Source organism: Aliinostoc maniaoense (assembly GCF_058172895.1).
The window spans coordinates 1,208,086-1,232,678 of sequence record NZ_CP187952.1 but is presented as its reverse complement, the minus strand read 5'-3'; the positions used below and the strand labels follow the sequence as shown (position 1 = coordinate 1,232,678).

Annotated in this window: 21 protein-coding genes and 1 tRNA gene; 9 read left to right on the top strand and 13 right to left on the bottom strand. The window is 40.3% G+C overall.

Annotated features, from left to right (window positions below):
* Positions 1–70 precede the first annotated feature (70 nt).
* The 5 genes from ACPZ3T_RS05560 to ACPZ3T_RS05540 all read left to right on the top strand — a co-directional run bounded on the left by ACPZ3T_RS05560 (position 71) and on the right by ACPZ3T_RS05540 (position 6,847).
* Positions 71–1,948: a class I SAM-dependent DNA methyltransferase gene (locus ACPZ3T_RS05560; protein WP_490274176.1), complete on the top strand. Its 1,878-nt coding sequence runs from the start codon at positions 71–73 to the stop codon at positions 1,946–1,948.
* Complete coding sequence (locus ACPZ3T_RS05555) at positions 1,945–3,513, top strand: restriction endonuclease subunit S (RefSeq protein WP_490274174.1); 1,569 nt, start codon at positions 1,945–1,947, stop codon at positions 3,511–3,513. The genes ACPZ3T_RS05560 and ACPZ3T_RS05555 overlap by 4 nt, the downstream gene beginning before the upstream one ends.
* A complete protein-coding gene (locus tag ACPZ3T_RS05550; protein ID WP_490274172.1) occupies positions 3,510–5,465 on the top strand; it encodes an AAA family ATPase in 1,956 nt (651 codons plus the stop codon). Before ACPZ3T_RS05555 ends, ACPZ3T_RS05550 begins: the two co-directional genes overlap by 4 nt.
* The gene (locus tag ACPZ3T_RS05545; protein WP_490274170.1) at positions 5,455–6,579 is read left to right on the top strand and encodes a hypothetical protein; all 1,125 of its coding nucleotides are present in this window, start codon (positions 5,455–5,457) and stop codon (positions 6,577–6,579) included. Before ACPZ3T_RS05550 ends, ACPZ3T_RS05545 begins: the two co-directional genes overlap by 11 nt.
* A gap of 106 nt (positions 6,580–6,685) precedes the next feature.
* A complete protein-coding gene (locus ACPZ3T_RS05540; RefSeq protein WP_490274168.1) occupies positions 6,686–6,847 on the top strand; it encodes a hypothetical protein in 162 nt (53 codons plus the stop codon).
* Positions 6,848–7,326: 479 nt separating this feature from the next.
* Here ACPZ3T_RS05540 and ACPZ3T_RS05535 read toward each other — a convergent pair.
* Positions 7,327–7,398 (bottom strand) — tRNA-Cys (locus ACPZ3T_RS05535).
* Positions 7,399–7,808: 410 nt separating this feature from the next.
* On the opposite strand from ACPZ3T_RS05535, the gene cpdA reads away from it, so the two are divergent.
* Complete coding sequence (gene cpdA, locus ACPZ3T_RS05530) at positions 7,809–8,618, top strand: 3',5'-cyclic-AMP phosphodiesterase (protein WP_490277127.1); 810 nt, start codon at positions 7,809–7,811, stop codon at positions 8,616–8,618.
* Between the two features lie 11 nt (positions 8,619–8,629).
* On the opposite strand, the gene ACPZ3T_RS05525 is transcribed toward cpdA, so the two are convergent.
* Positions 8,630–9,841, bottom strand: coding sequence for an RNA-guided endonuclease InsQ/TnpB family protein (locus tag ACPZ3T_RS05525; RefSeq protein WP_490274166.1), 1,212 nt, complete (start codon positions 9,839–9,841; stop codon positions 8,630–8,632).
* Positions 9,842–10,296: 455 nt separating this feature from the next.
* On the bottom strand, positions 10,297–10,893 hold the full coding sequence (locus tag ACPZ3T_RS05520; protein ID WP_490274164.1) for a chromophore lyase CpcT/CpeT: 597 nt from the start codon (positions 10,891–10,893) through the stop codon (positions 10,297–10,299).
* A 175-nt stretch (positions 10,894–11,068) separates the two neighbouring features.
* Between ACPZ3T_RS05520 and ACPZ3T_RS05515 the strand changes: the two genes are divergently transcribed.
* Positions 11,069–12,307: a tetratricopeptide repeat protein gene (locus tag ACPZ3T_RS05515; protein ID WP_490274162.1), complete on the top strand. Its 1,239-nt coding sequence runs from the start codon at positions 11,069–11,071 to the stop codon at positions 12,305–12,307.
* Positions 12,308–12,697: 390 nt separating this feature from the next.
* Here the strand turns inward: ACPZ3T_RS05515 and ACPZ3T_RS05510 are convergent, their stop codons facing one another.
* The 7 genes from ACPZ3T_RS05510 to ACPZ3T_RS05480 form a co-directional block, all read right to left on the bottom strand.
* Positions 12,698–13,963 carry a glycosyltransferase gene (locus ACPZ3T_RS05510; RefSeq protein WP_490274160.1) on the bottom strand — a complete coding sequence of 422 codons (1,266 nt, stop codon included), beginning with the start codon at positions 13,961–13,963 and terminating at the stop codon, positions 12,698–12,700.
* A 104-nt stretch (positions 13,964–14,067) separates the two neighbouring features.
* A complete protein-coding gene (locus ACPZ3T_RS05505) occupies positions 14,068–15,294 on the bottom strand; it encodes a glycosyltransferase family 2 protein (protein WP_490274158.1) in 1,227 nt (408 codons plus the stop codon).
* Between the two features lie 119 nt (positions 15,295–15,413).
* Complete coding sequence (locus ACPZ3T_RS05500) at positions 15,414–16,673, bottom strand: glycosyltransferase family 2 protein (protein ID WP_490274156.1); 1,260 nt, start codon at positions 16,671–16,673, stop codon at positions 15,414–15,416.
* A gap of 150 nt (positions 16,674–16,823) precedes the next feature.
* The gene (locus ACPZ3T_RS05495; RefSeq protein WP_490274154.1) at positions 16,824–17,291 is read right to left on the bottom strand and encodes a DUF2141 domain-containing protein; all 468 of its coding nucleotides are present in this window, start codon (positions 17,289–17,291) and stop codon (positions 16,824–16,826) included.
* 36 nt (positions 17,292–17,327) lie between these two features.
* Positions 17,328–18,335 (bottom strand): glycosyltransferase family 2 protein, encoded by a 1,008-nt coding sequence (locus tag ACPZ3T_RS05490; RefSeq protein WP_490277126.1) that lies wholly within the window; start codon positions 18,333–18,335, stop codon positions 17,328–17,330.
* Positions 18,289–18,474, bottom strand: a complete 186-nt coding sequence (locus tag ACPZ3T_RS05485) for a hypothetical protein (RefSeq protein WP_490274152.1) — start codon at positions 18,472–18,474, stop codon at positions 18,289–18,291. The genes ACPZ3T_RS05490 and ACPZ3T_RS05485 overlap by 47 nt, the downstream gene beginning before the upstream one ends.
* Positions 18,475–18,552: 78 nt before the next feature.
* Complete coding sequence (locus tag ACPZ3T_RS05480) at positions 18,553–19,554, bottom strand: NAD-dependent epimerase/dehydratase family protein (RefSeq protein ID WP_490274150.1); 1,002 nt, start codon at positions 19,552–19,554, stop codon at positions 18,553–18,555.
* A 22-nt stretch (positions 19,555–19,576) separates the two neighbouring features.
* Here ACPZ3T_RS05480 and ACPZ3T_RS05475 point away from each other — a divergent pair, with 22 nt between their 5' ends.
* On the top strand, positions 19,577–19,813 hold the full coding sequence (locus ACPZ3T_RS05475) for a hypothetical protein (protein WP_490274148.1): 237 nt from the start codon (positions 19,577–19,579) through the stop codon (positions 19,811–19,813).
* On the opposite strand, the gene devC is transcribed toward ACPZ3T_RS05475, so the two are convergent.
* From devC to ACPZ3T_RS05460, 3 genes are all read right to left on the bottom strand, one after another.
* Positions 19,781–20,956: an ABC transporter permease DevC gene (gene devC / locus ACPZ3T_RS05470; RefSeq protein ID WP_490274146.1), complete on the bottom strand. Its 1,176-nt coding sequence runs from the start codon at positions 20,954–20,956 to the stop codon at positions 19,781–19,783. The two genes, ACPZ3T_RS05475 and devC, sit on opposite strands and share 33 nt — an antisense overlap.
* 150 nt (positions 20,957–21,106) lie before the next feature.
* Positions 21,107–22,315, bottom strand: a complete 1,209-nt coding sequence (locus ACPZ3T_RS05465) for an ABC exporter membrane fusion protein (RefSeq protein ID WP_490274144.1) — start codon at positions 22,313–22,315, stop codon at positions 21,107–21,109.
* A gap of 320 nt (positions 22,316–22,635) precedes the next feature.
* The gene (locus ACPZ3T_RS05460; RefSeq protein ID WP_490274143.1) at positions 22,636–22,806 is read right to left on the bottom strand and encodes a hypothetical protein; all 171 of its coding nucleotides are present in this window, start codon (positions 22,804–22,806) and stop codon (positions 22,636–22,638) included.
* Positions 22,807–23,102: 296 nt separating this feature from the next.
* Between ACPZ3T_RS05460 and ACPZ3T_RS05455 the strand changes: the two genes are divergently transcribed.
* The gene (locus ACPZ3T_RS05455) at positions 23,103–24,440 is read left to right on the top strand and encodes a ParB/RepB/Spo0J family partition protein (RefSeq protein ID WP_490274141.1); all 1,338 of its coding nucleotides are present in this window, start codon (positions 23,103–23,105) and stop codon (positions 24,438–24,440) included.
* Positions 24,441–24,593 lie beyond the last annotated feature (153 nt).

Genomic DNA, 24,593 nt, shown 5'->3' with positions numbered 1-24,593 from the left:
TGGCTCAGATGACAACTTGGCAGTAACCTTATAAGGTTATAAGTTAGTCGCTGATTTTGATTAAGGTTCTGTGCTTTCACCGCAACTCAAACGAGAAATTCGTCAACTGTGGGATTATTTTTGGTCGGGTGGGATTGCTAACCCATTAGCCGCGATCGAACAAATTACCTATTTGGTGTTTCTGAAGCGACTGGAGGACTTGAATCCAAACGTTATTCCAGAGGAATGTCGTTGGAGCAATTTTAAGCACCTTTCAGGAGATGCTTTACTGAAGCGGGTTCGGGGTGAAGTATTTGAGTGGCTGCGCTCCCTCGATACAGATGATCCACAAGCACAAAAGTCTGAAACTGAAAGTTCTGAAGATGATGCGGACGAAAAGACAAGCGAGAAGCGTCACGGGCGGATGAGCGATGCTGTCTTTTTAATTCCAAATGCCACATTGCTGCGGCGGGCAATTGACACCATTGATAAACTTTTCATTCCCTCACGCAATCAAGACACACTGGGCGACATTTATGAACACCTGCTGAGTGAAATTGCTGAAGCTGGGAAAAATGGACAATTTCGGACTCCCCGTCACATCATTCGGGTAATGTGTGATCTGGTTAATCCGCAATGGAATGATCGCATTTGTGACCCAGCGTGCGGCACAGCAGGATTTTTGGTGAATGCCTATCAGCACGTTCTTAAGACCCATACCGATCGAGCAAATCTGGTATTTGAAGGAGATGGCACACCCATGAATACGCTAGAAGGCAGACCCTTCAATATGGTGGGTGAAAATCTCTCTACTGAACAGGATAAATATCTCCGAGAAAACGCACTCTATGGCTACGATTTTGACAAAACGATGGTGCGTTTGGGCTGGATGAACCTGATTCAGCACGGCATTGAAAAACCAAAGGTTAACTACGCTAATACGCTGGGCAGTGCGTTTAATCAAAAGATTCAGTCTGGTGAGGCGGGTGATTTTAGCGTGATTTTAGCTAACCCGCCATTTACAGGCAGTTTAGATAAAACAGATATCGGTGAAACCCTTCAGGAGCTTAAAACCAACAAAACCGAACTACTGTTTATAGAACTGATTTTGCAGCTTTTGGCAATTGGTGGCAGAGCAGCAGTGATTGTACCGGAAGGGGTGCTGTTTGGCTCAACTAAAGCACACAAAGCCTTGAGAGAAAAGCTGGTTGCTGAAAACACTTTGAGAGGGGTGATTTCGTTGCCAGGAGGTGTATTTCAGCCATACACAGGTGTGAAAACTTCGATTTTGCTGTTTAACAAAGGTGGTAAAACTGATGAAGTCTGGTTTTATGAGGTAGCCAAGGATGGGGAAACGTTGGATGCCAAGCGGAATCCCAGACCGCAGGAAAATGACCTATGGGATTTAACACTGAAATATCGGCTGCAATTTGAAGAATCTGCCCCTGCATTTGTAAATGGGGAAACTTGGAAGCAATGGCAGACGATGGAACCTAAAAGGCGATCGGTGTCTTATGCTAGACCAATAATCGAAACTGAGATATTCCGCTCTGAGGAACCTGAAAAGCGAGAAATTGACGACAGAATCAAAAAGATTAAAGCTCTATTGTATCTCTGGTACAGATCACTTCTACAAATCCAAAAACAAGAGTCGATTAATTCTGAAAAGCTGAAACTTTGGCTCTTCAGTCTTGGCTATCACTTCTTGTTTGCCGTTGTCACCTTTCCAGTTGAGATTTTTGAAGGCTTGGAAACTGAAGAACTAACTGAGCCTAAAAACTGGTCAGCCTCTATAGAATACATTTCTGAAAACGATCACAACCTTTCTGCTGGACGTTATAAACCACTCACATTAGGTGTAGTAAAATACGACTCTCCGGCACAAATTATCGCTGATTTGCAAGATTTAGAAATTAAAATTCAATCTAAATTAGATTCTTTGCTCTCGATGATAGAGGGTAAAAAATGAGTTTGACTAACACAATAGAATTACCTTCTAAATGGAAAATTGTTGAATTAGGTAATATTGCAAAAATTGTATACGGAAAATCTTTACCCTCTGGACAAAGAGCGGGTAAAGGCGGCATACCTGTTTTCGGTTCTAGTGGAATTGTTGGAGAACACAATAAAGCTTTGTCTTCTCAACCAAGTATCATCATTGGACGCAAAGGAACAGTAGGTTCTATTCACTATGTTTCTTTCCCTTTCTGGTGTATTGATACAGCATTCTATTTGGATTCAATTAGTTCAGTCGTTGATATTGAATTTTTAGCTCATGCACTTCGCAAAATAGATTTATCTCGATTTTCTATCACAGTAGGTGTTCCAGGCATTAATCGTAATGATATAGCTCGAACACAAATTCCTCTGCCACCATTACCGGAACAGAGGCAAATTGTTACTATTGTGCGCGAGGCGGATGAACTTCGTCGTTTGCGAAAACAGGCAAATGAGAAACGCAGGGAGTTTTTACAATCGGTATTCTTTGAGCTATTTGGAAATCCAGATCCAAAACTTAATGATAGGGGCTGGGAAATTATTAAGCTAGAAGATTTTTTGGAAGTAGGTACAGGTGGTACTCCTAGCCGTTCTAATTCAAGCTATTATGGGGGTGCTTATGCTTGGGTGAAAACTACAGAGCTGCGTGACAATATTATTACTTCTACAGAAGAAACAATTACGGATGCAGGATTGAAATTTAGTAATGCCAAAATTTATCCTGAAAATACAGTTCTTCTGGCAATGTATGGTCAAGGGAAAACAAGAGGTAGAACAGCAAAACTTGGCATTCCTGCTGCAACTAATCAAGCTTGTGCTGCTTTTCTACCTTCAAACGAGTTATTGCCAAATTATGTATGGTATTGGTTTCAGAATTCGTATGAAAATGTTCGAGATTTAGCTAGGGGTGGGCCTCAAGCAAATCTAAATTTATCAATATTAAAGAAACTAAAAATCCCCAAGCCAGAATTGAATTTACAACAAAGATTTGAATCTTTAGTTGATGAGTATCTACAACTAGAAGCATTATCAACTACAAGTATTGATAAAATTGATGTTCTTTTTAAATCTCTACTTTCTGATGCCTTTACAGGTGAACTTACAGCAAAGTGGCGAGAGCAGCATCAAGAAGAAGTGGCAACAACAGAGCGCGATCAATTACTTCAGATATCTCAGCCTGTGGATGTCGAGGAACTGGCTGACGAGGAAGCAAGCAAAACTAATAAATTGGAACTGCACCGCGATCGCGATGAACTGTTACGGGATTTTAGTAAGAGCCAATGGAAAATTTATGAATTGGTAATTCAAGAAACCGCCTATTTTACTCCCGAACACCTTGAAGAAAAATATTCCATTCCCCGCAACATTGCTCACAAGAGCTTGCAGTTATTAGCTGCTGCCGGACTTATTGTTCCCGTAACTTTACCCACGCCTACATCTAGTGGATTACACTATGAATCGGCTTATCGTAACTTAAACCAGGATGATGATGCCCGGTATAGTGATGATTCATTGTTAAGGAAGGATGCTGTGTGAGGTTACGCTACTTACATCTGTGGGGGACACCGCCGTTACAGGAACTAATAACTACCTTTAACCAGGAACAAATCCTGGGGCGGAAATGTGCTATTCGCTTTGTTGTTGGTGTAAACGGCACAGGGAAAACCCAACTACTGCAAACCCTTACAGAAATTTTTTTGAGCCTAGAAAGAAAAAGATTACCGCCCTTTCGGGTTACATTTGCCTACGACCTCGAAAAAATCGGCGAAGAAGAACGCCCTGCAACTATATATCTCCGTTATCCACAGGATACTCCTTCATCCACAGCCATCTTCGCTGTATTTGAGCCACGTTTAGAGGAGCAAGACTGGGAAGCACTAGAAAACATTCCTAGCGAAAATTTTGAAACAGAGGTTTCTGGAATTTCGTTCCTTATTCGTGGCGATCAACTCGGTAGTAACATTCGTCCCTATCTCCCAAAAGTTCTGTTAGCTTACACTTCCGGCGCAACCGAAACTTGGGCAAATCTGTTTGCCAATCAGCAGACCGAACGTGAAAATTTACCTGATGCCGTGTTTGAGGAAATTACCCTTGAAGAAGAACGCCCTCCTAATTGGGATCTCGCTCAAGAAAAACTTTATCGAGAACAGGAAGGATTAGAGCCTCTACTAGAACCAGAACTAACTTTTGACGGAGCGCAAACTCGCAGCATCGGCTATTATGTGTCTCCCCAAGCACTTAAACTTGTCTTCTTTGCTGTTGCGCTACACCAAGCGCGAAAAGACTTTCAGGAAATGCCCACCGAACAAGCAGAACAAGCTTACCGTGATCGCATCCAGCAAGCTATCCAAAATCATGAACCGATGACTGGACTGCGGGGACTGTTCAATAAAATTGACTGGCTTTGGTTGATTAGCGTCAATTTTCAGATTCTTTTTCAACCTAATCACTTCTCTCAGCAGACCCGCCCACTGAAACGCCTCTATGACATAGCAACTGCCGTCATCCGTGAACCCGTTCCAAGCAATGGTCGGAAACTCGTCTTTGACCTGCGTCGCTCCCTACCAAATCAAACTGATGTGGATACCAGCACTTGTGCCGCCCTCATCCGAGCTATCTGCGACAAACTCGATACCGCGATTGATGAAATCACCCCCTTTGATATCTTTAAGCAACTGCTCTCCTGGCAAGAACAAGGCTGGCTCCAAGACTTAACGATGACCTTTTGCAAACGGAATGTTGAAGATATGTTGCTCTATAACTGGCTAAGTGACGGTGAACGGGTATTTTTAGGACGTATGGCATTATTTCAACTGCTACGGGGCGAAAACGATGCTTTAATGATTCTGGATGAGCCAGAAACTCACTTTAACGATGTTTGGAAACGTGAAATTGTCGATGTAATTGATACCAGCTTACGAGATAATAGCAGTGAAGTCATTATTTCCACGCACTCAAGTATCTCACTTACAGATGTATTTGATACCGAAATTACTCTACTCTATAAAAATGAAATTGATGGTGCGATCGCCATCATTGAGCCAAGAATAACTACTTTCGGAGCTTCACCCAATGAAATTATGATTGATATTTTTGATGCCCCTGAAAGTGCAGGCAAGCGTGCCACAGAGTTTTTGGATCTAGTATTGATGCTAGCTGCTCACCCAGATCATGTACAAACTGTTTGGGCAGTAATCGAAAGTGAGCTTACTACAATTATTCAGCTACCAGAATTTCAGCAACTTAGAGAATTTGTCCAAGAGCTACCTCATCAATATGATGGTAATGATTCTGAACAGCTTGATGAACAAATACTCAGAGTCTTGAAATCAATTCGTGAGTACACCCAAAAAGAACGCAATAAGGAAGATGTCACTGTAACTGAAACCTTAGAAGTGCTTAAAGAAAAGATTGGCCCCGGATATTATGAATTTGAGTTTCGTCGTCGTTTAAGAGCATTACGAGAAAGGGAATCTAGTGTTTCATAAAATTAAATTTCCTGGTTGCGTTAATCAACTAGAAAGAATTGTGTTATTTCAACGTAAATTGTTAAATTTTGCTTGCAATTCTAGTACCTCCTTACCAATTACAGAGAACCAACTTAAAGCAGAGTTCGGCGATGAGATTGGTGAGTGGCTATGGGACAAGTTATGGACTAAGCGTAAAAGTGGCAATAAGGTTCAATCAAAATTACATAAAGCATTAGAGAAACTTATTAAATATATAGAACGCCACTCTACGATGAGCGCAAAAATCATGGATGCTTTCGACCATGACATACAATTTCATCAACATTTAAATGACCCTAATTTTAAGTTTAAGTACCGTGGAGAACTAAGTCTTACAGTTCAAAAGGTAGTCAAGGGCTTACTAACAGCATTCTATACAGACCTTCTAGCATCTGGTTTTCCTTCAGTTATTCATGGGCAGACTCAAAAATTTGATCGAGATAAATTTATTTCATCTTTTTGGATCGCTAATTCCAAATTAACCGTTTGTCCAGCTTGCGATCGCCCTCGTTCTCCGAAGGTTGATAATAAAGTTTATAGCGATGCGGATCACTTTTTCCCTAAATCCACTTATCCATTTTTGTCAGTTCATTATGCAAATCTTGTGCCGCTATGCCTTGATTGTAACCGAAGTATGAAGGGCGACAGAGACCCTATCGATGACCTAAATCAAGAACCTTTAGTAAATACCTTTCACCCATACGCTAATCCCGCAATTAGCCAGGTTGATGTAATAGTAAGCCGCAATCAAGTTGGTAAACGACAGGTCAAGATTGAAGACAAGGCTGGTATGCCATCTCGCCGTGTTGCCAGCTTAAATCGAGTATTTAAGTTAGAAAAACAATGGTTAGACCATTTAGATTACGTCGTCAATTCCATTGTAGAAGCTGTAAGGGAGGACAGACGAAAACTAAGAAGGAGAGGACTTACATTAACATTAGAGGACTTAAAGTATGATTTGGAGGATAAGCTTAAAGAAAATATAGCTAAGTTAGGAGAGAAGCACTACTATGTTATGCAATGCAGCTATTTACATTATACCTTAACGAATAATCAGGAATTAACTGAATTACTTGCGGAGTCTACTAACTAATAAATTTTATAGAACTTATTGCACCAAATTCTAGTAAAATCCCAGTTTACAACTTTTGGTCAGCTAATGGCTTGTATTTCTACTCTTGGTCAACTAATAATTGTCAGTGGGTTTTCCTAGCGCGATCGCCCCAACGAAAGAATCAGATTTTGAAGGCGCATCTTGGTCAACTATTGGTTGTCACTTAGGACAACTTAAGGTTGTTGTCGCAGTTTATTGTGACTTTACCTGTCGATTGCCACATTATTTGTCCGCGTTGACAGATTAATGTCCGTGTTGACAAAATATTATTCTTGAACATTACTAACGAAGCCAAGAGACTTAGTTTCTATCTTTTCTCAATTATAGAAACTTTGTAGTAATTAAACCAGTTAATCAGGACGTAACTGGATTCGCTTTCAACCCACAATTTTTAGAAAAGCTTTCGTATCGTAATTAATCGTTGAAACAAAATAAAAAGCGGCAAGGTTATGCTTCCAATTTTCCAGGTGTAGAGAAAGAAGCTAACTTACCCTGCCCTTTTAAGTTTAATAGATTTAAACTCCGATTTCACTTTACCCCAGTTTTACCCCAGAAATGCTGCTTGGGGTAAAAACCTCTACCTTAAATTCTTACCCCAGTTTTACCCCAGTTGTGTCCCCAAACAACCCGAAAAAACCCCAAAAATCTTTGCAGGTATTGAGAACGCGTCCTTGCGCTGGCAACAAAAAAGGGCTTGAAAGCCCTGTAATACTTATATTTTCTAAAAGGCGACACCCGGATTTGAACCGGGGGATAAAGGTTTTGCAGACCTCTGCCTTACCACTTGGCTATGTCGCCGTATTCACAATTAACTATATTAGCAGATGTGGATCTAAATTAACATCCATTGAGGGGAAAATTTTTAGTTTGTGTGTTTAAAGTTTTGCCGACAACTGAAAAATTTAAGTTTACTTAAGTAATACTAGCATTTACATTTCTGTAGATCAGTGCCTTAAAATACAAAATAATCAAATTTTCTATCTTAAGATAGATGAAAAGTGTTATATTTTCCAAAAATAGCTTTTTAATACGTAAAAATTGCTAAAAAATGCGTAAATTTGCTTAAATAAGTTCAACAGCACTTTACTTTATATGTATGAAAATACAATGTGAATGATGCTTATTGATGCTGTTAATGATATCTTTACTAGCAAGTTAATTTTATTACTGCCTCCCAAAAGATTATTTTCGGAGAAGGAGAACCAAAGATTAATACGCACAAATCCCTAAGTGTAAAGATGAATCAAGCTTCTGTAATATCTGTGGCGCAAGTAACGGATATACATTTGTTAGCAGCAGAAAATCAACAACTGCAAGGGATACAGACTACAGAAACTTTGCAAGCAGTGATAGAACGGTTGCAAGAACTCAGAGATGAACTTGATTTACTGCTACTAACTGGAGATTTGTCGGATGATGGTACGACACAATCTTATGAAAATTTACAAGAACGCCTTAATATACTCAAGATACCAACTTATTGGCTACCAGGAAATCATGATTGCGCGATCGCAATGGATAAAATTTTAAATCTAGGGATGTTTTCCCGACGCAAGTCTTTTCAAAGGGGTGGTTGGAATTTTATCTTGCTGGATTCCTCTGTACCTGATAATTGGCATGGGTATTTGTCAACTACAACTCTAAACTGGCTAGAATCTGAGTTACAAATTCTAGATAACAACCCTACTTTAATAGCATTGCATCATCCTCCTTTTCTGGTTAACTCGGCTTGGTTAGATGCTAGTAGTCTCAAAAACCCAGAAGATTTATTTACTGTTTTAGATCGTTATCCCCAAGTTAAGTTAGTCTTATTTGGTCATATTCACCAGGAATTTCAACACCAGCATCGTCATGTTGAATACCTGGGTACTCCCTCAACCTGTTATCAATTTCATTCAGAAAGTCCCACTTTTGTCATTAATCAAGACTTTCCCGGTTTTCGGTTGTTAAAACTATACCCTGACGGTAGGTGGGAAACCAGGGTGGAGCGAGTTCCTTATCCCTATTCACTCAATTGACACTCTCCGCCCTATAAGGACGAAGATTCTTTATTCATAGACCCAACTTGCTCATACAAGATTTCTCCAGCATGAGTAGAGGTCGAATCTCCTAAAGCGTTCGGATATAAGATCCAAGTTCCGGTATGCCCTACCGTACTCAAGGCTAATTTCAGAATATTAATAGCAGCATTCCAATCTCTATCCAGCACAAATCCACATTCACAAACATGAGTTCTTGTGGATAGAGATTTTTTGACTACTGCTCCACAGTTAGAGCATTCTTGGGATGTATAGGCAGGATTGACTGCTACAGTTATCCTGCTAAACTTCACCCCGAAATACTCTAACCATTTTCTGAATTGATACCAACCAGCATCATTAAGAGATTTGGCGAGACAGTGATTTTTCACTAAATTCTTAATCCTCAAGTCTTCATAGGCGACCAAATCGTGAGATTGGATGACGCAACGCGCTACTCTCTTAGCGTGTTCTTCACGTTGCCTACTTATTTTGAGGTGTACTCGCCCTAATTTATTAATGGCTTTCTTGCGGTTGATAGAGCCTTTCTTTTTGCTTTGAACACGTCTTTGTCGAAACTTGAGACGTTTTTCTCCTGTGCGATAAAATCTTGGGTTAGGTTCACTGTGTCCATTACTGTCTGTGTAAAACTCCTTCAAGCCAACATCTAAGCCAATGGTTTTACCTGTTGGTTGTGTTTCTACTTTATTGTCTACACTGACTAAAAACTGAACATAGTAACCATCAGCACGACGTACTAACCTAACTCGTTTTATCTGTTCTAATGGGTAGAAGTTTAAATCCCACGTTCCTTTGAGATTAAGTTTGCCAATTCCCTTTTTGTCGGTGAAGGTTATCTGTTTTCTCGTTTGTGATAGTTTCCAGCCAGAGGTCTTATATTCCACCGAACGGTTATTTTTCTTAAACTTGGGATATCCTTTTTGACCAGGGATTTGTTTCTTACAATTGTAGTAGAACCTAGCTATGGAGCTATATGCTCTTTCTACTGCTACCTGAGTTGCATGAGAGTTTAAGTCTTTTACGAAGGAGTATTCAGCCCTTAATGCAGTGTTGTAGCGATATAGCTCTTTCTGCCCTACACCTCGGTTGTCCATCCAAAAACGGATACACTTGTTGCGGACAAATTGAGCGGTCTTTATTGCTTCATTTATAGCTGCATATTGAGTTGTTTTCCCTTTAGCCTTAAACTCTAAAACTATCATTTGACGTGGAAAACTTCTACGGCATTTATTCTAACACAAACAAAGCCGCCCTAGAAGGACGGGGCTTGTATCCCATTAATTTCGGTCAGCAACAGAGTGTGGGGTGTAAGTAATGAGTAATGAGTAATGAGTAATGAGTAATGAGTAATGAGTAATGAGTAATGAGTAATGAGTAATGAGTAATGAGTAATGAGTAATGAGTAATGAGTAATGAGTAATGAGTAATGAGTAATGAGTAATGAGTAATGAGTAATGAGTAATGAGTAATGAGTAATGAGTAATGAGTAATGAGTAATGAGTAATGAGTAATGAGTAATGAGTAATGAGTAATGAGTAATGAGTAATGAGTAATGAGTAATGAGTAATGAGTAATGAGTGGTAATACCAATTTTCTATGAAGTTGCGCCAAATAAATGATGTAGAGACGTTGCATGCAACGTCTCTACAGTACTTAATCATGAACTGATGACAACTTCATCAGCGAAACTCTGACAACGCGCGAATTGAAATGGCCCTGCAACAGAACCCCAAAGTAATTCGTCGGTTTCTAAATCTCGTCCTCTATCAAGACTGTAAAATATTTCGTCGTTAATTTCAAATTCGTTGTCTAAATAGCTTTTTTTGTCTTTGCGAACCACAATACAGGCTTTACCTGGTTCGACTTTACCTTTGAAAGTATTGCCAGTCCACTCAACAATCATGTCACAGCCTGGCATTTTTTCTAAGTCTTCACTTTTGAGATGTTTGAGGCGTTGTAAGTCGCGGGATGCACCATAGAAATTTTCTTCTGATTTGACAGTATAGTTTTCTAGGCGAATGCGATCGCCTACAACATATAACTTTAACACTCGCAGGCGATAAGGCTGACTGAGCATAAAGTCATAAGCCTGCTCTAAAAACAATGCTACTCCCGATAAGATATCCCAAGGCAGGGGACGCATACAGACGCGGATATGAGCATAAAAAGGTGGATTTTCAAAAGCCTGTGCTTGATTGCTAAAATCACCAGCCATCCAACGTGCTAATGAGGCAATATCCGTAGAATGAGTCATTACAGATGATGGATTAGTTCCTGAAACATATCTGCCAGTATTTTAAAGGTTATTGGGCATCGGGGATTGGGGATAATTATCAAGGGTTTATGCGTCAAACTAATTTGCTGTTAAAGTTGTTAGAACTAGATGCCCCATGCCCAATTCCCCATGCCCATATAATTCTAAAATACTTATGCTAAAACCCTTGAGTGTAATTATTACAGCCGCTATACTCTGGCAATTTAGCAGTAATTTAACGCTGGCGCAGGTTTACAATCCTGAACAGGCGGATAAATTTCCTCCTAGTCCATTAGAAATTACTACACCAGATCCACTTTTACCAAATTTACGGAATAAACAGCCTTTAAGTCTGGCGGAAAAACTTAAACTTCAGGCGGCGTTAGATAAGTTAAATCAAGAGGCGGCGGTACAGTTGCAAGCTGGGGACAAAGAAGCAGCTTTTGAAATTTGGAATCGGGAATTGCGCTTGCGGCGGTATTTGGGTACTGTAGCTGAGGTACAAGCACTTTCTAGAGTGGGTGAGATTGCTTGGAATCAAAGCGATCGCCAACAGTTATTTTACATTACACAACGCTTACAAACAATTCAAAAACAGGTACAACGCACAAAATCCAAAAATCAAGCCAGTGTAGATTTAGAGCTATTACGGGCTTTAGGTACAGCTTATCAAAAAGTGCGATCGCCTAAGCCTGCCATAGAATTGTATAACCAAATTTTAGCAGAGGTGCGACAACAAAAAGATACCTCTGAGGAAATTGATACCCTTAAAATTCTGGGGGAACTAAATCTGAGTTGGTTTAATTATCTCCAAGCTGCCAGCAACTATGAGGATTTATTAAGTTTAGCCACCGCCAAAGGGGAACGCCAGGATGAAGTAGCATACCTACAACAGCTAGCTTATATCTATCAACAAGCCAAGCAGCCAGAAAAATCTATTGATGTTTTGAGTAAACTGCAAGCAATTTACTCCCAAGATGATAATCAGACACAATTGCCAACATTGCAAATAGCGATCGCCCGCAATTACGAAACCCTCGCGCAACAAAATCCGGCGGTGCTACCAGAAGCCTTTAAAAACTACCAAGCAGCTTATCTCAAAGCTTGGGAATTACAACAGTATGGGCGTGCGGCTGAAGCCTTGCAAAAATTAATTCCTTTATATCGTTCTCAAGGACAAATTAATGAAGCTTTAGAAACTAGCAAAATTCTTTTAGAAACCGAAGCCAGAGCCGCTAATTATTATGGCATGATGCAAGCTTATGACCAAATTGGGCAAATATATTTAGAAATTAAAGATTATCCCCAAGCACTCATAGCTTTTCAAGACGGCTTAGAATTAGCAAAGCAATTACAACATCGTCAAGGATACTTTACTCAACAAATAGAAAAAGCATCCCAAGGAAAGTTGTAAATAAAATGAAACCACAGACTTTAACAGATAACTCATCGGCGTTTATCTGTGGTTTCAGATAACAAACCAGGATTTTTATCCTAATTGTAATGCTGTAGAACATATGTGACTGTGATCCGTGACACAAAAATCTAGCTCTTGTCTTTAAGTAATGAGTAATAAGTAATAAATGATGTAGAGACGTTGCATGCAACGTCTCTACAGCACAGAATAAAGTGCGTCTTCATCAAGAAACGGTATAAATAATAAGTAATAAGTAGTTGGATTGACTCATTACTCATTACTTATTTAAGTATCAGGGATAACTGTTCACTGTTAACAAAATGTAGGGGTTTAAATCCCTGTTACAATACGTAATTGCGAATTACGAATTACGTATTACGAATTACTTTAAACAGGAGTAGCTTCTGCTGTATCTGATACTTGTACCAACTCATACAGTTTGGCTTCAAACTTTTCCATACAGGCTGACCAATCATATTCCAAAATGGAAGGACGAGCCTCTTGCACCATAGCTGCTTTAAGTTCAGCATTGCTGAGAATATCTATTACCTTTTGAGCAAAATCTGCTGCGTTGTTGGGTTGAGCTAAAAAGCCATTAACACCAGGAGTTACTTGTTCAGTAGTAGATGGTGCTAAAGCTGCCACAACAGGAGTACCAGAAGCCAAGGCTTCATTAGTTGTAGTGCAGAAGTTTTCTGTAACGGAGGGATTGACAAACACATCCGCACGAGCAAACCAACCTAATAATTCTGTCCCATGAGATTCGCCCCAAATAGTAATACCAGAGCCAAATTTTTCCGCCCGTTTGCGAATTTCTGCATCTAGAGGGCCGCTGCCAACAATTACTAAATGCACATTAGGAATTGCCGCCGCAATGAAAGGATAAGCATCTATTAATTGCAGAACATTCTTTTCCGCAGTGATGCGTCCTACAAAGAGCATAGTCGGTCTATGATCATCAGGGATGGGATTGTGGCAAATATTCCGGGGATGGAATTTTTCACAATCAATACCCTGATATGGGACATATTCACTAGGTTTGCATCCTAACTTTTGGTATTTAACCAATTGTTCACGAGAAGAAAAGATATTTAAGTCGTAGGTTTGGCTAAACTGCTGTACCAAAACAGGAATGATGGGACGTAATAAATTAAAGAAGACATCCCCTAAGTAATATCTGATGTAGGCAACAATATCTGTGTGAAAGACAGAAATAATCGGGGTTTTAGTGCGTCGTGCATATTCTACACCCACAGGACGACCATAACCTTGGATTAATGCTGAATATAAACCGCGCATTTGGGCGGCTTCTTCCACGACAATGATATCAGGTTGAAACTCAACCAGTAACTCGGTATCGCTCCAATGACGATAACTCAAAGGTTGGGGTAGAGATTTGTAAAATATCAGTGGTTCTGTGGGGAATGAGTAGGACGAGAAATTGGGATAAGATTTTAATTCATCTAACCCAGGCATAGGCCGATCGCCTACTTGTTTGGGATACTGATCATTAAATTGGGGATGAACTAAAAATACCTCATGACCCTGTTGTAGTAACCAACGCGCTCTCTGGTGAACGGCAACGGAAACCCCGGTCAAAAAAGGAGAGTACAATCCTGAAAACAAAGCGATGCGGAGTTTTTCCTTATTCATAATTCTATCTAAATATGTGTGTCTTGTCTCAGCTAGAGCGCAAGTAAAGCACCCTACTGAGTCATTAGGATGAGAATTGAGGATTTACCCATCGATATAGAAATTTAGCGGCGGATATAAGGGCGATATTCCATCAGATGAATTTGCCCAGCCCCGTTGAGTTCATAGCTAACACCACGCCATTCTACTTTTGTCATCTGGAAAGAACGGAACATAGCTAATGCGTACACCCATTGAGTTAAGGGCATAGCAATCATCATTTTCCAGATAATCGAGCTAGAGAATGCTGTCACAGGCTGACCTTGGGAGCGAATTATTGGCTGTATACCCATCTCCAATAACAAAGTCAGCATCACTAACGCCAGTATATATATTCCATACCAGATAAAAGCGATCGCAGCTGTACCTGCTTGTCCAGTCAACCAAGCTAGGACAAACACCACAACTAACAAATTGGGTAACACAGTCGTCAACACTGCTTCACCAACCACACCTAGCCACAGGGGATGGTAAAATCGGTAAGCTATTAATTGACGTTGTAACCAATAGCGGAAACTAGATAAATCTGTGTGTTCTTGATGCAACATCACTAAAGACGGTACAAATTTCACCTGGAGGTTATGTTGATTCAAAACACTACGAATTGTTATATCTTCGCTCAAAGCTTGTCCCCACTTTTGTTGCAGTCCCGTTTGGCGGATAACCTCTGTTTTTATCGCTAAAGTTCCACCCCAAGGAATGCCATATAAATACATCTGCACGACGGACGAAGCATTCCACAGGTAACGGACTAACGAACCCCAAGACCTCGCAGTCGGTACATACCAACGGTTTCCTGTGGTTGCACCTACGGAGGGATTAGTTAAAGGAGAGACTAACTCGCGCAACCAATTAGGGTGAACAATAGTGTTAGCATTCACCAAAGCCACAACCTGATAACTATCGTCTAGTTCCCCAACAACTTGTAACAGCGAACTGCATTTAAGACTACAGGTGGCTCGGATAGTTTGTAAATGACTGATTTGGAAATTAGTTGCACCCAATTCACTCAGGGTATTGTTGACAACTTGCCAAGCTGAGTCTTCTTCACTATCAATGATCAACTTTAAGTCATATTTTGGATAGTTTTGTTGCAATAGCGATCGCAAACAATCCGGTAAAAGTGAATTAGCACCACGTAAACACAATACCACAGCTGTTTTCGGTAACTGTTCATCAGGTAAACTTTGGGAGCGTAAATCTAAATTCGCCAAAAACAGCAGCACAAAACCCACCTGAACAACTAACCAAGCCACCAAAAATCTTGATATCGATATCACCAAATCATTCATTTTTTGATGACCCTTACATGATGTATCAATGAAAAAGCAGGAGACAAGGTAGACAAGGGAGCAGAGGTAGAAAAACTCTTTAATTTTGAATTTTGAATTGATATACCCCTGCCTCTTAATCAAAGAGATATCTTGCTATCCACAGGTTGATCTAAAAAATCATACGGATGGTATTCCACCAACCGAACATTCCAAGGGCCTTGAATACGATAGACGATTCCCCGCCACTTCACCGTGGAAATCCACAGACAAGAGAGCATACCTAACCCATATACCCACTGTGTTAGGGGAATAGCCAACAACATTCTTCCTATCATCGCCATTGATAATTTTGTCCCTGGCTGTCCTTGGGCGCGAATCACAGGCTGTAAACCCATCTCTAGCAGCAGCGTCAATGAGAGCAATCCCAAAGTATAAATACTGTAGGATTTAAATAATAAATTAGCTACATCCCACTGACCATCACCTAACGATAAGAAGAATAAGAAAATTACTAAGGTGGGAAACAAAATGCTAGAAACAGCTTCACTCACAATTGCTAACCACCGGGGATGGTACATCCGCAAATACAAAATCAGACGTTGTACATAGTCAATTATCCCCAGCAAATCGCACTCTTCACGATTCACCATAATCAGCGAAGGTACAAACTTCACCCCCAAACCATGTTTTTTGAGGATATTGTGCATCATCAAATCTTCACCGAAAGCTTGCGCCCACTGCTCTAAAATTCCTGTCTGACGCAATACCTCAGTTTTCACAGCCAAAGTCCCACCCCAGGGAATACCAAACAGATACATCTGCACCACTGAAGCTATGTTCCCTGTGTAGCGTACCAAAGAACCCCAATATTTCCCTGTAGGTACATACCACCGATGACCAGTAGTCGCCCCAATTTTGGGATGCTCTAAAGGACTAACTAATTCTCGCAACCAATTAGCATGAACTATTGTATCAGCATCTACTAAAGCTACCACCTGATAAGAATCATCTAAATCAGAAATAGCTTGAATCAAAGCACTACATTTAAGACTACAATTGTGGCGGATAATTCTTAAATGACTGATGTCAGCATTAGTTACATCTAGTTGTTTGATAGTATCACCAGCAACCTGCCAAGCTGGGTCTTCCTGACTATCAATAATCACCTTTAAATCGTAGTTTGGGTAATTCTGTTTTAACAACGCCTCAATACAGTTGGGTAAAAACGGATCAGCCCCTCGCAAGCAAAGAATTACCGCCGTTTTAGGTAACTTTTCATCAGGTAAAGTTTTTGTCCGCGATAATCGCACATACAACAAAAACATCACAGAAAGAAATACCTGAATCCCCAACCATCCCAGCAAAGACCTAAACAAAAATTCTGCCAATTCTCTCATGACATCTATAAGTCTCCGGCAAATTTCGCCATCTGTAATAGTTGAGAAGAAAGAGTTTATAATTTGTAATTACAGTTTGTAGTAAGGACTTCAGTCCTGATTTCTTAGCACTAAAGTGCTTACTACAAACCTTAAAAAAGCGGAAATAATCTAGCGATCTAGTGAGTATTTCAGCTTAATATTGACTGTTGTATTTTTGGTGACAGGAAAACTTGATTTATTAAACTTAGGCGTACCAGTTTGGATGGATACAGTAGGATTATTAGAAATCCCAAAACCTTCCTTGGGAATGCCAAAGAAATCAGAATCAAGTTTTTGATTACTGTTTTGATCATCTACTACTGCTACTGCATAAGTGCCACGTTTCAAGCCGTAGAAATGTTTAGTAACTGATGTACCTGTAATGCGAGTACAACCACTTTGCACTTCACTAGTGTCACTTAACGGAAATCCTTTTTCGTTAGCATAAATTCTCATGCAAATCTGGCCTTTTTGATGGCGGATACCGTTAACTACAACAGTTAACTTTGCTGTTGGTTCAGCATTTAATGGCTTAACAACAGTGAAACTCAATAAACTTGCTAGTAAAATATGATGCAGTCGCACAATCTTGAACATATTTTTCTCCTCATTACATAGAGAGTGTTTCACAAACTATTTTTGTTCAGATACAATCAACTGAGTTTTTATTTGCTCTGTTGGTAGTGGAGTTTGATGCCAACTCTGCCAAATTTTTCGTCCTGCTATCAGTAAGTCTTGTAATAATAAAGACTCCTTGCCTTTGAGTTTCTGATATAAACTGATAGCGCAACGGACATAATCGTGTAAACTCATCTGCAACAGGCATACAGAAACAATATATTCCCAAAACATTCGCCAATGCGGGAACAAAATCTTGCCCTGTTTTGATGAATCAAACCACACTGTATAGGCATAGAAATCCGGCAATATATCCGATGAATAGCTGTTATTGCTATTACTAAGCGACATATATCCAGGGAAAAACATACTCAGTGATTGTTGAGGATGGCTTCTAGCAAAAAATAGGTATTCGGGAATTTCGTAAAACCTACCTACTAAACACAGCCTTAAGAGAAAAATGCCATCTGCATTGCCATAGCTACCCATTGGCGGAATTTTTTTGAGTGCCTCAGAGCGAATTACACCATACATTTGATAGCAGAAATGCTTGGTTAGTAATTCATTAAAACGCTCGTAATTTTTAGGTGAGTCTGCCTTGATTGCAATGTCATATTTTTGCAGAAACTCACCAGCTTCATCAATGAAATATACATGAGAATGGCACAGGATAATTGTAGGGTCTTCTTCCAATACCGCAATACATTTCATCAGAAAATCAGGGGCGTGTAAATCATCATGGGCTGCCCATTTAAAATATTCACCAGTGGCTAATTCAAAGACACGGTTAAAATTTCGAGCGCAACCAATATTTTCGTTATTTCTGTAGTAGCGGATACGTTTATCTTGAGCAGCGTAGGCTCGACAAATTGCTTCTGTATTATCTGTAGATGCGTTATCTGAAATAATTAATTCAAAGTCTGTAAATGTTTGAGCCAGCAAAGAGTCTAGGGCTGCCTGAATAAATTTCTCCCCATTATATACAGGTAAACCAATGCTTAACTTTGGTGAATTGTTGTTCATAAATAATTGTGATTGGGAATGGGGAATGGGGCATGGGGCATTGGGCATTGGGCATTGGGCATTGGGCATTGGGCATGGGGCAGGGTGTGGGAGGTGTGGGAGGTGTGGGATGGTGGAGAACAAATCTTTCCCCCCACACTCCCCTCTCTCCCCACACTCCCCCCTCCCTTGTCTCCCTTGTCTCCCTCGTCTCCCTGCCCCCTGCTCCCCTGCCTCCTTATTTCAGTAGCTTTTGAATATCAGTCTTCTCAAGCCATGTTTTGGTTTGACGCAGCCCTGTTTCTAAATCAATTTTTGGTTTGTAATCTAATAAACTTTCAGCTTTCGCAATTGAACAAGCATAGGGACGACTCATAAAATCTACTGATTCTGGGAGAATGTCCGCTTTTTTACGAAATAGTTTTTGCCCCTGATGACGTAGTTGTAAAAATAGTTTGATTTCATCTTTACCTAAAGACATTGGTGTAGGTAAACCTTCCATTGCGGCTAGGCGCATGAAATATTCTTTCCAGGAAGTTTCTTGTCCGTCGGTGATATTAAATATCTCACCGTAGGTCTGTTTTTCGATTGCTAAAAAGATGGCATCAATGAGATTATCTACATAGACATGATTAATTACACCTTGCCCATCATTCGGATAAGCAAATAATTTTTGTCGCATAAAGTGAATGGGGCGAACTACCCAAGGTAGGCTACCAGGCCCGTAAACATCACCTGCGCGAATAATAATCATGCCGAAATCTGGAGGTGAATTGAGGGGTAAAAGTTCGGTTTCGGCGGCGATTTTAGTTTGACAGTAGGGGTTATCGCTAGCGGAGAGTGTAGCGGATTCGGTGATGCGATCGCTATAATCAAACCCATAGACCAAAATACTAGAAAGATGCACAAAAGTTTTCACACCAGCACTTTTGGCAGCTTTAGCTATATTCACCGCACCGTTAACATTCACTTCCTGAAACTGTTTAATAGGGCCAGCTTCTTCGGTAATTTGGGCTGTATTTAAAACAATGTCTACTCCCTGACAAGCTTTTTGGGCTATAGTCGTATCGGTAATACTTCCAACAATTACCTCAGCACCCAATTTTTTCGCTATATCAGACTTATTAGAAGCTTGCAGTCCACGCACCTTTATTCCTTGTGCTATGGCTAACTCAGCCGCACGCAAGCCGATAAATTCATCAATCCCAGTAATCAGAAGGGTTTTGTTGTGTAAATTCATAGTTATTAAAGAGGGTGTAGGGGTGTGGGGGTGTAGGGGTGTAGGGGGCAGGGAGCAGGGGGCAGGGGGCAGGGGGCAGGGGGACAAGGGAGACGAGGGAGACAAGGGAGACAAGGGAGACAAGGGAGATAAGAGAGATAAGAGAGAAATTTTTACCTATGCCCAATGCGCCATTCCCAATGCCCAATGCCCGATGCCCGATGCCCGATGCCCGATGCCCAATGCCCTAAAAAATATCTGCCGGGTCTGCGGAACGTAGTTTGTTAATAGCAAGTGCGCCAGAGGTGATGCACATTAAAACTGCGGAAACAAAGACGATTAAGGCATTGTTTGCAGTCATCATAATCGGTAATTTTGTAGCTTCCATTGCGAAATTATACAAAGCTACAGAAACTAAAAATCCTGGTATATAAGCTAATAATGCCAAGATAATAGCTTGTTGAAAAACCACATTTAATAAATAAGAATTGGGATAGCCAATTGCTTTTAATGTGGCATAAGCAATAAATTGGGTTGCAATATTGCTGTAAAGAATTTGATAGACAATTACTACACCCACCACTGAAGCCATTGTCAACATCAAGTTGAGAATAAAACCAATTGGTGTTCTAGCAGACCAATATTGTTTCTCAAAATCTATAAAACCTTGGCGAGTGAAAATCCTGACATCATTAGGTAAATTAGCTCGCAAATTCGCTAAAACTTGTTCTTGATTAGCATTTGGGTTGAGGGTAATGATACCTATATCTATTTTCTCAACTGGGCGAGTGTTGGGGTTGATGCGGAGAAAAGTTGTATCGCTGACAATTAAGTTACCATCTACACCAAAGGAAGGGCCTAAACTAAATAAGCCACCGACTCTAACTTTGTATCCTCTAGGGCCATCAAAGGGAAAGATTTCAATTGTCTGGTCAATTCCTTTCTCGAAATTCGTGGCGATGGGGCCAAATTCTGGCCTTGAATCTCTGTCAAATAACATGACATCAGGAATTTTGAGCTTATCTAAGTTCTGCTCGATTTCAGGAATATTTAAGATAGATTTGCCTGGGTCGAACCCTATTACATATATAGAGTATTTCTCACCAGTAGCAGGGTTTTTCAATTTAGCAAATTGTAAGTACATGGTGCTAACTGATTCGACACCATCAAACCCTAAAACTTGATACAAACGAGTTCGAGAAAAACTTTGATTTGATGTCAAAGATTTATATTGAGAACTGACTAAAAATAAGTCCCCTTTGAGATTTTGATGTAGGGCAGTAGCACTAGAATAAAGCGCATCTTGAAAACCAAGTTGCACAAACATCAGTAAGACAATGAAAGCAATACCAGCTACAGCCACCAGAAATCTAATTTTTTGTTGGGCGAGCTGTAGCCATGCTAAAGGAATTTTAATATTCATGGCTTTTTATGGGGATTGGGGATTGGGGATTGGGGACTGGGGATTGGGGAGAAAAACTAATGACTAAATCCCCGGCTTCTATCAAACTGCAAGTGTTGTGGCTCTTTCTAAATACCGGTTGCAACACCTAACTGAGAATTGCGAATTGCTTTAAATATCAATGGCTACATCAACCTGTAAATTGGTTAATCGAGATACCCGTTGATTATCTGCGGGTTTATCGATAGATATTTTGACTTCAATGATTCTGCGGTCTGTATCGAAGTTAGGATTAATGCTGAAGATGCTTTGTTTGTCAACTTGCAAACCAATTTCCTGAACTGTTCCTTGCAATTTACCGCTAAATGCAGGGCTGGTGATGGTGGCTTTTTGACCTAAGCGAACTTTTTGAATATCGGTTTGATAGACTTCTGCAATTACGTACATTTGAGAGGTCTTACCAATGTCAGCAAATCCTGTGCTGCTAATAACTTCTCCGGTTTTGGCGTGGATTTTTAACACTTTGCCATCGATAGGAGCTTTAATATAGGTCAACTCCTGGTCTGCTTTGGCTTGTTTGACAGCAGTTACAGCACTCTTAACTTGATTTTGTGCCAACTCTACATCTATACTTCGTACTTCTTGAACACTGTTGAGTCTGGCTTTGGCTTCTTTAATTTGGTCTGCGAGAGTGTTTTGAGTCCGAATCAGAGCCGCTTTAGCTTCGGTTAGTTGTTGTTGAGTTGTTTTTAGTTGTAAAGCTCTTGTGTCTGCAACAGAAGCAGAAACAGCACCTTCGCGCAGTAATTTTTGATAGCGATCATTTTCTGTTTGCGCGTTATTAACTTCTGCTTGGATACGGTTAATAGTTGCCTCTTGAGTGGCAATTTCTCCTTTGAGTTGTGACTGTAACCGCGCAATGGTAGCTTTTTGGGCAGCGATATCTCCAGGTTTAGCACCTGCTTTAACTTGTGCTAATTGAGTTTTGGCAATTTCCAGTTTATCTAAAGCCTGTTGTAAAGCGGCGGTAGCACGGGCATAATCTTCTAAATATGCCAATACTTGCCCGGCTTGAACTTCATCACCTTCTTTCACTAACAGTTTTTCTACTCGAATACCATTAGTAGAACTAGGTGCTGATAAGGTAGTTACTTCACCATCAGGCTGTAACCGTCCTAAAGCTGTGACAGCAAGTTTGACTGGTGCGGCTTTGGGAGAATTAGGGGCGGGTGCTTGGTCTTGAGAGCGGAATTTATTGGGATTAAAACTGTATAAAGTGACGATTCCCACTGCTAAGGTGATGGAAGTGGCTAAAATTAACCGCCATCTAACTTGGGGTTTGATCAATAACTGGCGTAGGCGTTGTTTATTTACTTCCATATTTTTATTCCCAATTGGTGTGATGAGGTAAGAATGGGGATTGGGGATTGGGGATTGGGGACTGGGTAATAGAGCTTTTCATGCGTGTTAGTGTACGCATTTAATCATGGCTACTAGGAGCAATTTTTCCCTGTATTATTATTAATGATTTGAATGTCTAGTGAGGCTTATGTAAATGCTTTGATAGTTTGATCACTACCGCACACAAACTACTTAGCGGTAAAGTTAATGATACTGAATTGGCTACAAATCTTTCTCAGTTTTACCTTAATTAGACTTCGCATCAAGTAGCGTAAAATACGCTTGAACCTTTAAATAACTTAAATTCCAATCAATACGAAGCGGGGAGTGGAAATTAATGAGAATAACTTACTAAATACGTGTTTAATCATTGCAAAAAAATTCGATTTTGTCAATTGATTGGGAATGGGGCATTGGGCATGGGGCATGGGGTATGGGGCATGGGGCATGGGGCATGGGGCATGGGGCATGAGCGTAAATATTTCTCCCTTGTCTACCTTGTCTACCTTGTCTACCTTGTCTACCTTGTCTACCTTGTCTCCCTTGTCTCCCTTGTCTCCCTGTCTCCTTTCCCCTGATTCCTTCCTTTTGTCTGGAATATTATTGATGAATTGCGATCGCTACTGTTGTGTAGTATTCGACATTATCTGAAAATGTGTGAGTAAAATCATGGTTTTTAGATATTTGTGAAACATATCCGGCTTATCTGAGTCGTAATCCTGAGTTATTTGACTCACTGTCTTTAATTTTAAATTTTGAATTTTTTATGCCTACAGTACCCATAGACCAAATTAAAATCGGTCGCAATCGTCGTCCGGTTAAGGGTGAGAAGGTTGATGAACTCAAGGAGTCAATTCAGGCGAATGGTCTATTGAACCCGATTACGGTAGACCAAAAGCTGAATTTAATTGCTGGGTTGCATCGGCTGACGGCTTGTAAGTTGTTGGGGCTAGACACGGTTGAGTGTAATATTGTTGCTTATGCTGGTGCAGATCAAGCCCGGTTGGCTGAAATTGACGAAAATTTAATTCGGAATGAGTTAGAACCCCTGGAACGTTCAGAATTATGGTTGGAACGTGACCAAATTCTAGAGCGGATGGGGTTACGGGCAAAGGTGGGAGACAATCAACATACTCTCAAAGGTGGTGAAACGATTTCACCACCACCCAAAAGAACTTTAGAGTTAGCTAGGGAAGCTGGTTACTCAGAACGGACATTTCAGCACGGTAAGCAAATTGCTAAAAGTATTCACCCAGAAGTGAAACAGTTAATTAAGGGTACACCGATTGCTGATAGTCCTACAGCACTTTTAAGTATTGCTAGGGCAGGGACAAAAGAGCGCGCTCAAGTTACTGCCGCACAAGCAGCTATGGAATTAGCTGAAGCTAGGGGAGACACCGCCGAAGCCCAACGCCAAGCGCAATTAATAGAAGAATTACAGGTGAAGCAAAAAGAGTTACAGACATTAGCTTACAAAAGTGCTATGGCGCAAAAACAAGCTAAGTTAGCTGTTAAGAAAACTCCAGCGATCGCCTCTTTTTCACCTGCTCAAACTTCCCCCCATTCCCCCATCCAAACAGGTGATGAATGGATATTAGGCAGACATCTAGTATATTGTGGTGACACCTCCCAAGGGGAATTTCGCCAGCTGTTACCTTCAGATGCAGCATTGGCGATCGCTACTCTCTCATCCACCTGGGAGCATAATTACTTAGTAGATGAAGCCAAAGTTGTGGCTGTTATTCGTTCGGAAGGACATATCTATGATTTTTATCAACATAATCAAATGCCCTTCCAATATGAGTTATTACTCGGCAATCTTTATATAGGGATTTTTTCTCATCAAACAATGACCAAACCCCAAACCCCAATTAATATTGAAGGAGTCGAGGGAATTATTAATTATTTGCTCAATTTGTACACCAATCCGAATAATTTTGTGATTGCTCCCTTTATGGGACACGGTGAAATTCTCATTGCTTGCGAAAGATTAGGACGTATTTGTTTTATCGGTGACAGCAATTCAGAATTAGTTAACCGTGGCTTGGCACGTTGGCAAAACTGGACTGGTAAACAAACCAAAAAAATAGGTTTGATGTCTTAGGATTTTGTGATTTTTGAACTATATAGGTAAAAAGGCAGAAAGTAAATTATCTTTTGCATATTGCAGATTTTGTTTATGCCGCACAATATATGTAAGAAATATTTGCTTAATAAATACTCCTCAATCATCTTTAGTCATTTATATTAAAAATTC

What these genes read in the sequence shown, in the direction of transcription:
- ACPZ3T_RS05555 (WP_490274174.1), top strand. Translation starts at nt 1,945, where the DNA reads ATGAGTTTGACTAACACAATAGAATTACCTTCTAAATGGAAAATTGTT.
- ACPZ3T_RS05525 (WP_490274166.1), bottom strand. Translation starts at nt 9,841, where the DNA reads ATGATAGTTTTAGAGTTTAAGGCTAAAGGGAAAACAACTCAATATGCA.
- ACPZ3T_RS05520 (WP_490274164.1), bottom strand. Translation starts at nt 10,893, where the DNA reads ATGACTCATTCTACGGATATTGCCTCATTAGCACGTTGGATGGCTGGT.
- ACPZ3T_RS05515 (WP_490274162.1), top strand. Translation starts at nt 11,069, where the DNA reads ATGCTAAAACCCTTGAGTGTAATTATTACAGCCGCTATACTCTGGCAA.
- ACPZ3T_RS05510 (WP_490274160.1), bottom strand. Translation starts at nt 13,963, where the DNA reads ATGAATAAGGAAAAACTCCGCATCGCTTTGTTTTCAGGATTGTACTCT.
- ACPZ3T_RS05505 (WP_490274158.1), bottom strand. Translation starts at nt 15,294, where the DNA reads ATGAATGATTTGGTGATATCGATATCAAGATTTTTGGTGGCTTGGTTA.
- ACPZ3T_RS05500 (WP_490274156.1), bottom strand. Translation starts at nt 16,673, where the DNA reads ATGAGAGAATTGGCAGAATTTTTGTTTAGGTCTTTGCTGGGATGGTTG.
- ACPZ3T_RS05495 (WP_490274154.1), bottom strand. Translation starts at nt 17,291, where the DNA reads ATGTTCAAGATTGTGCGACTGCATCATATTTTACTAGCAAGTTTATTG.
- ACPZ3T_RS05490 (WP_490277126.1), bottom strand. Translation starts at nt 18,335, where the DNA reads ATGAACAACAATTCACCAAAGTTAAGCATTGGTTTACCTGTATATAAT.
- ACPZ3T_RS05480 (WP_490274150.1), bottom strand. Translation starts at nt 19,554, where the DNA reads ATGAATTTACACAACAAAACCCTTCTGATTACTGGGATTGATGAATTT.
- devC (WP_490274146.1), bottom strand. Translation starts at nt 20,956, where the DNA reads ATGAATATTAAAATTCCTTTAGCATGGCTACAGCTCGCCCAACAAAAA.
- ACPZ3T_RS05465 (WP_490274144.1), bottom strand. Translation starts at nt 22,315, where the DNA reads ATGGAAGTAAATAAACAACGCCTACGCCAGTTATTGATCAAACCCCAA.
- ACPZ3T_RS05460 (WP_490274143.1), bottom strand. Translation starts at nt 22,806, where the DNA reads ATGCCCCATGCCCCATGCCCCATGCCCCATGCCCCATACCCCATGCCC.
- ACPZ3T_RS05455 (WP_490274141.1), top strand. Translation starts at nt 23,103, where the DNA reads ATGCCTACAGTACCCATAGACCAAATTAAAATCGGTCGCAATCGTCGT.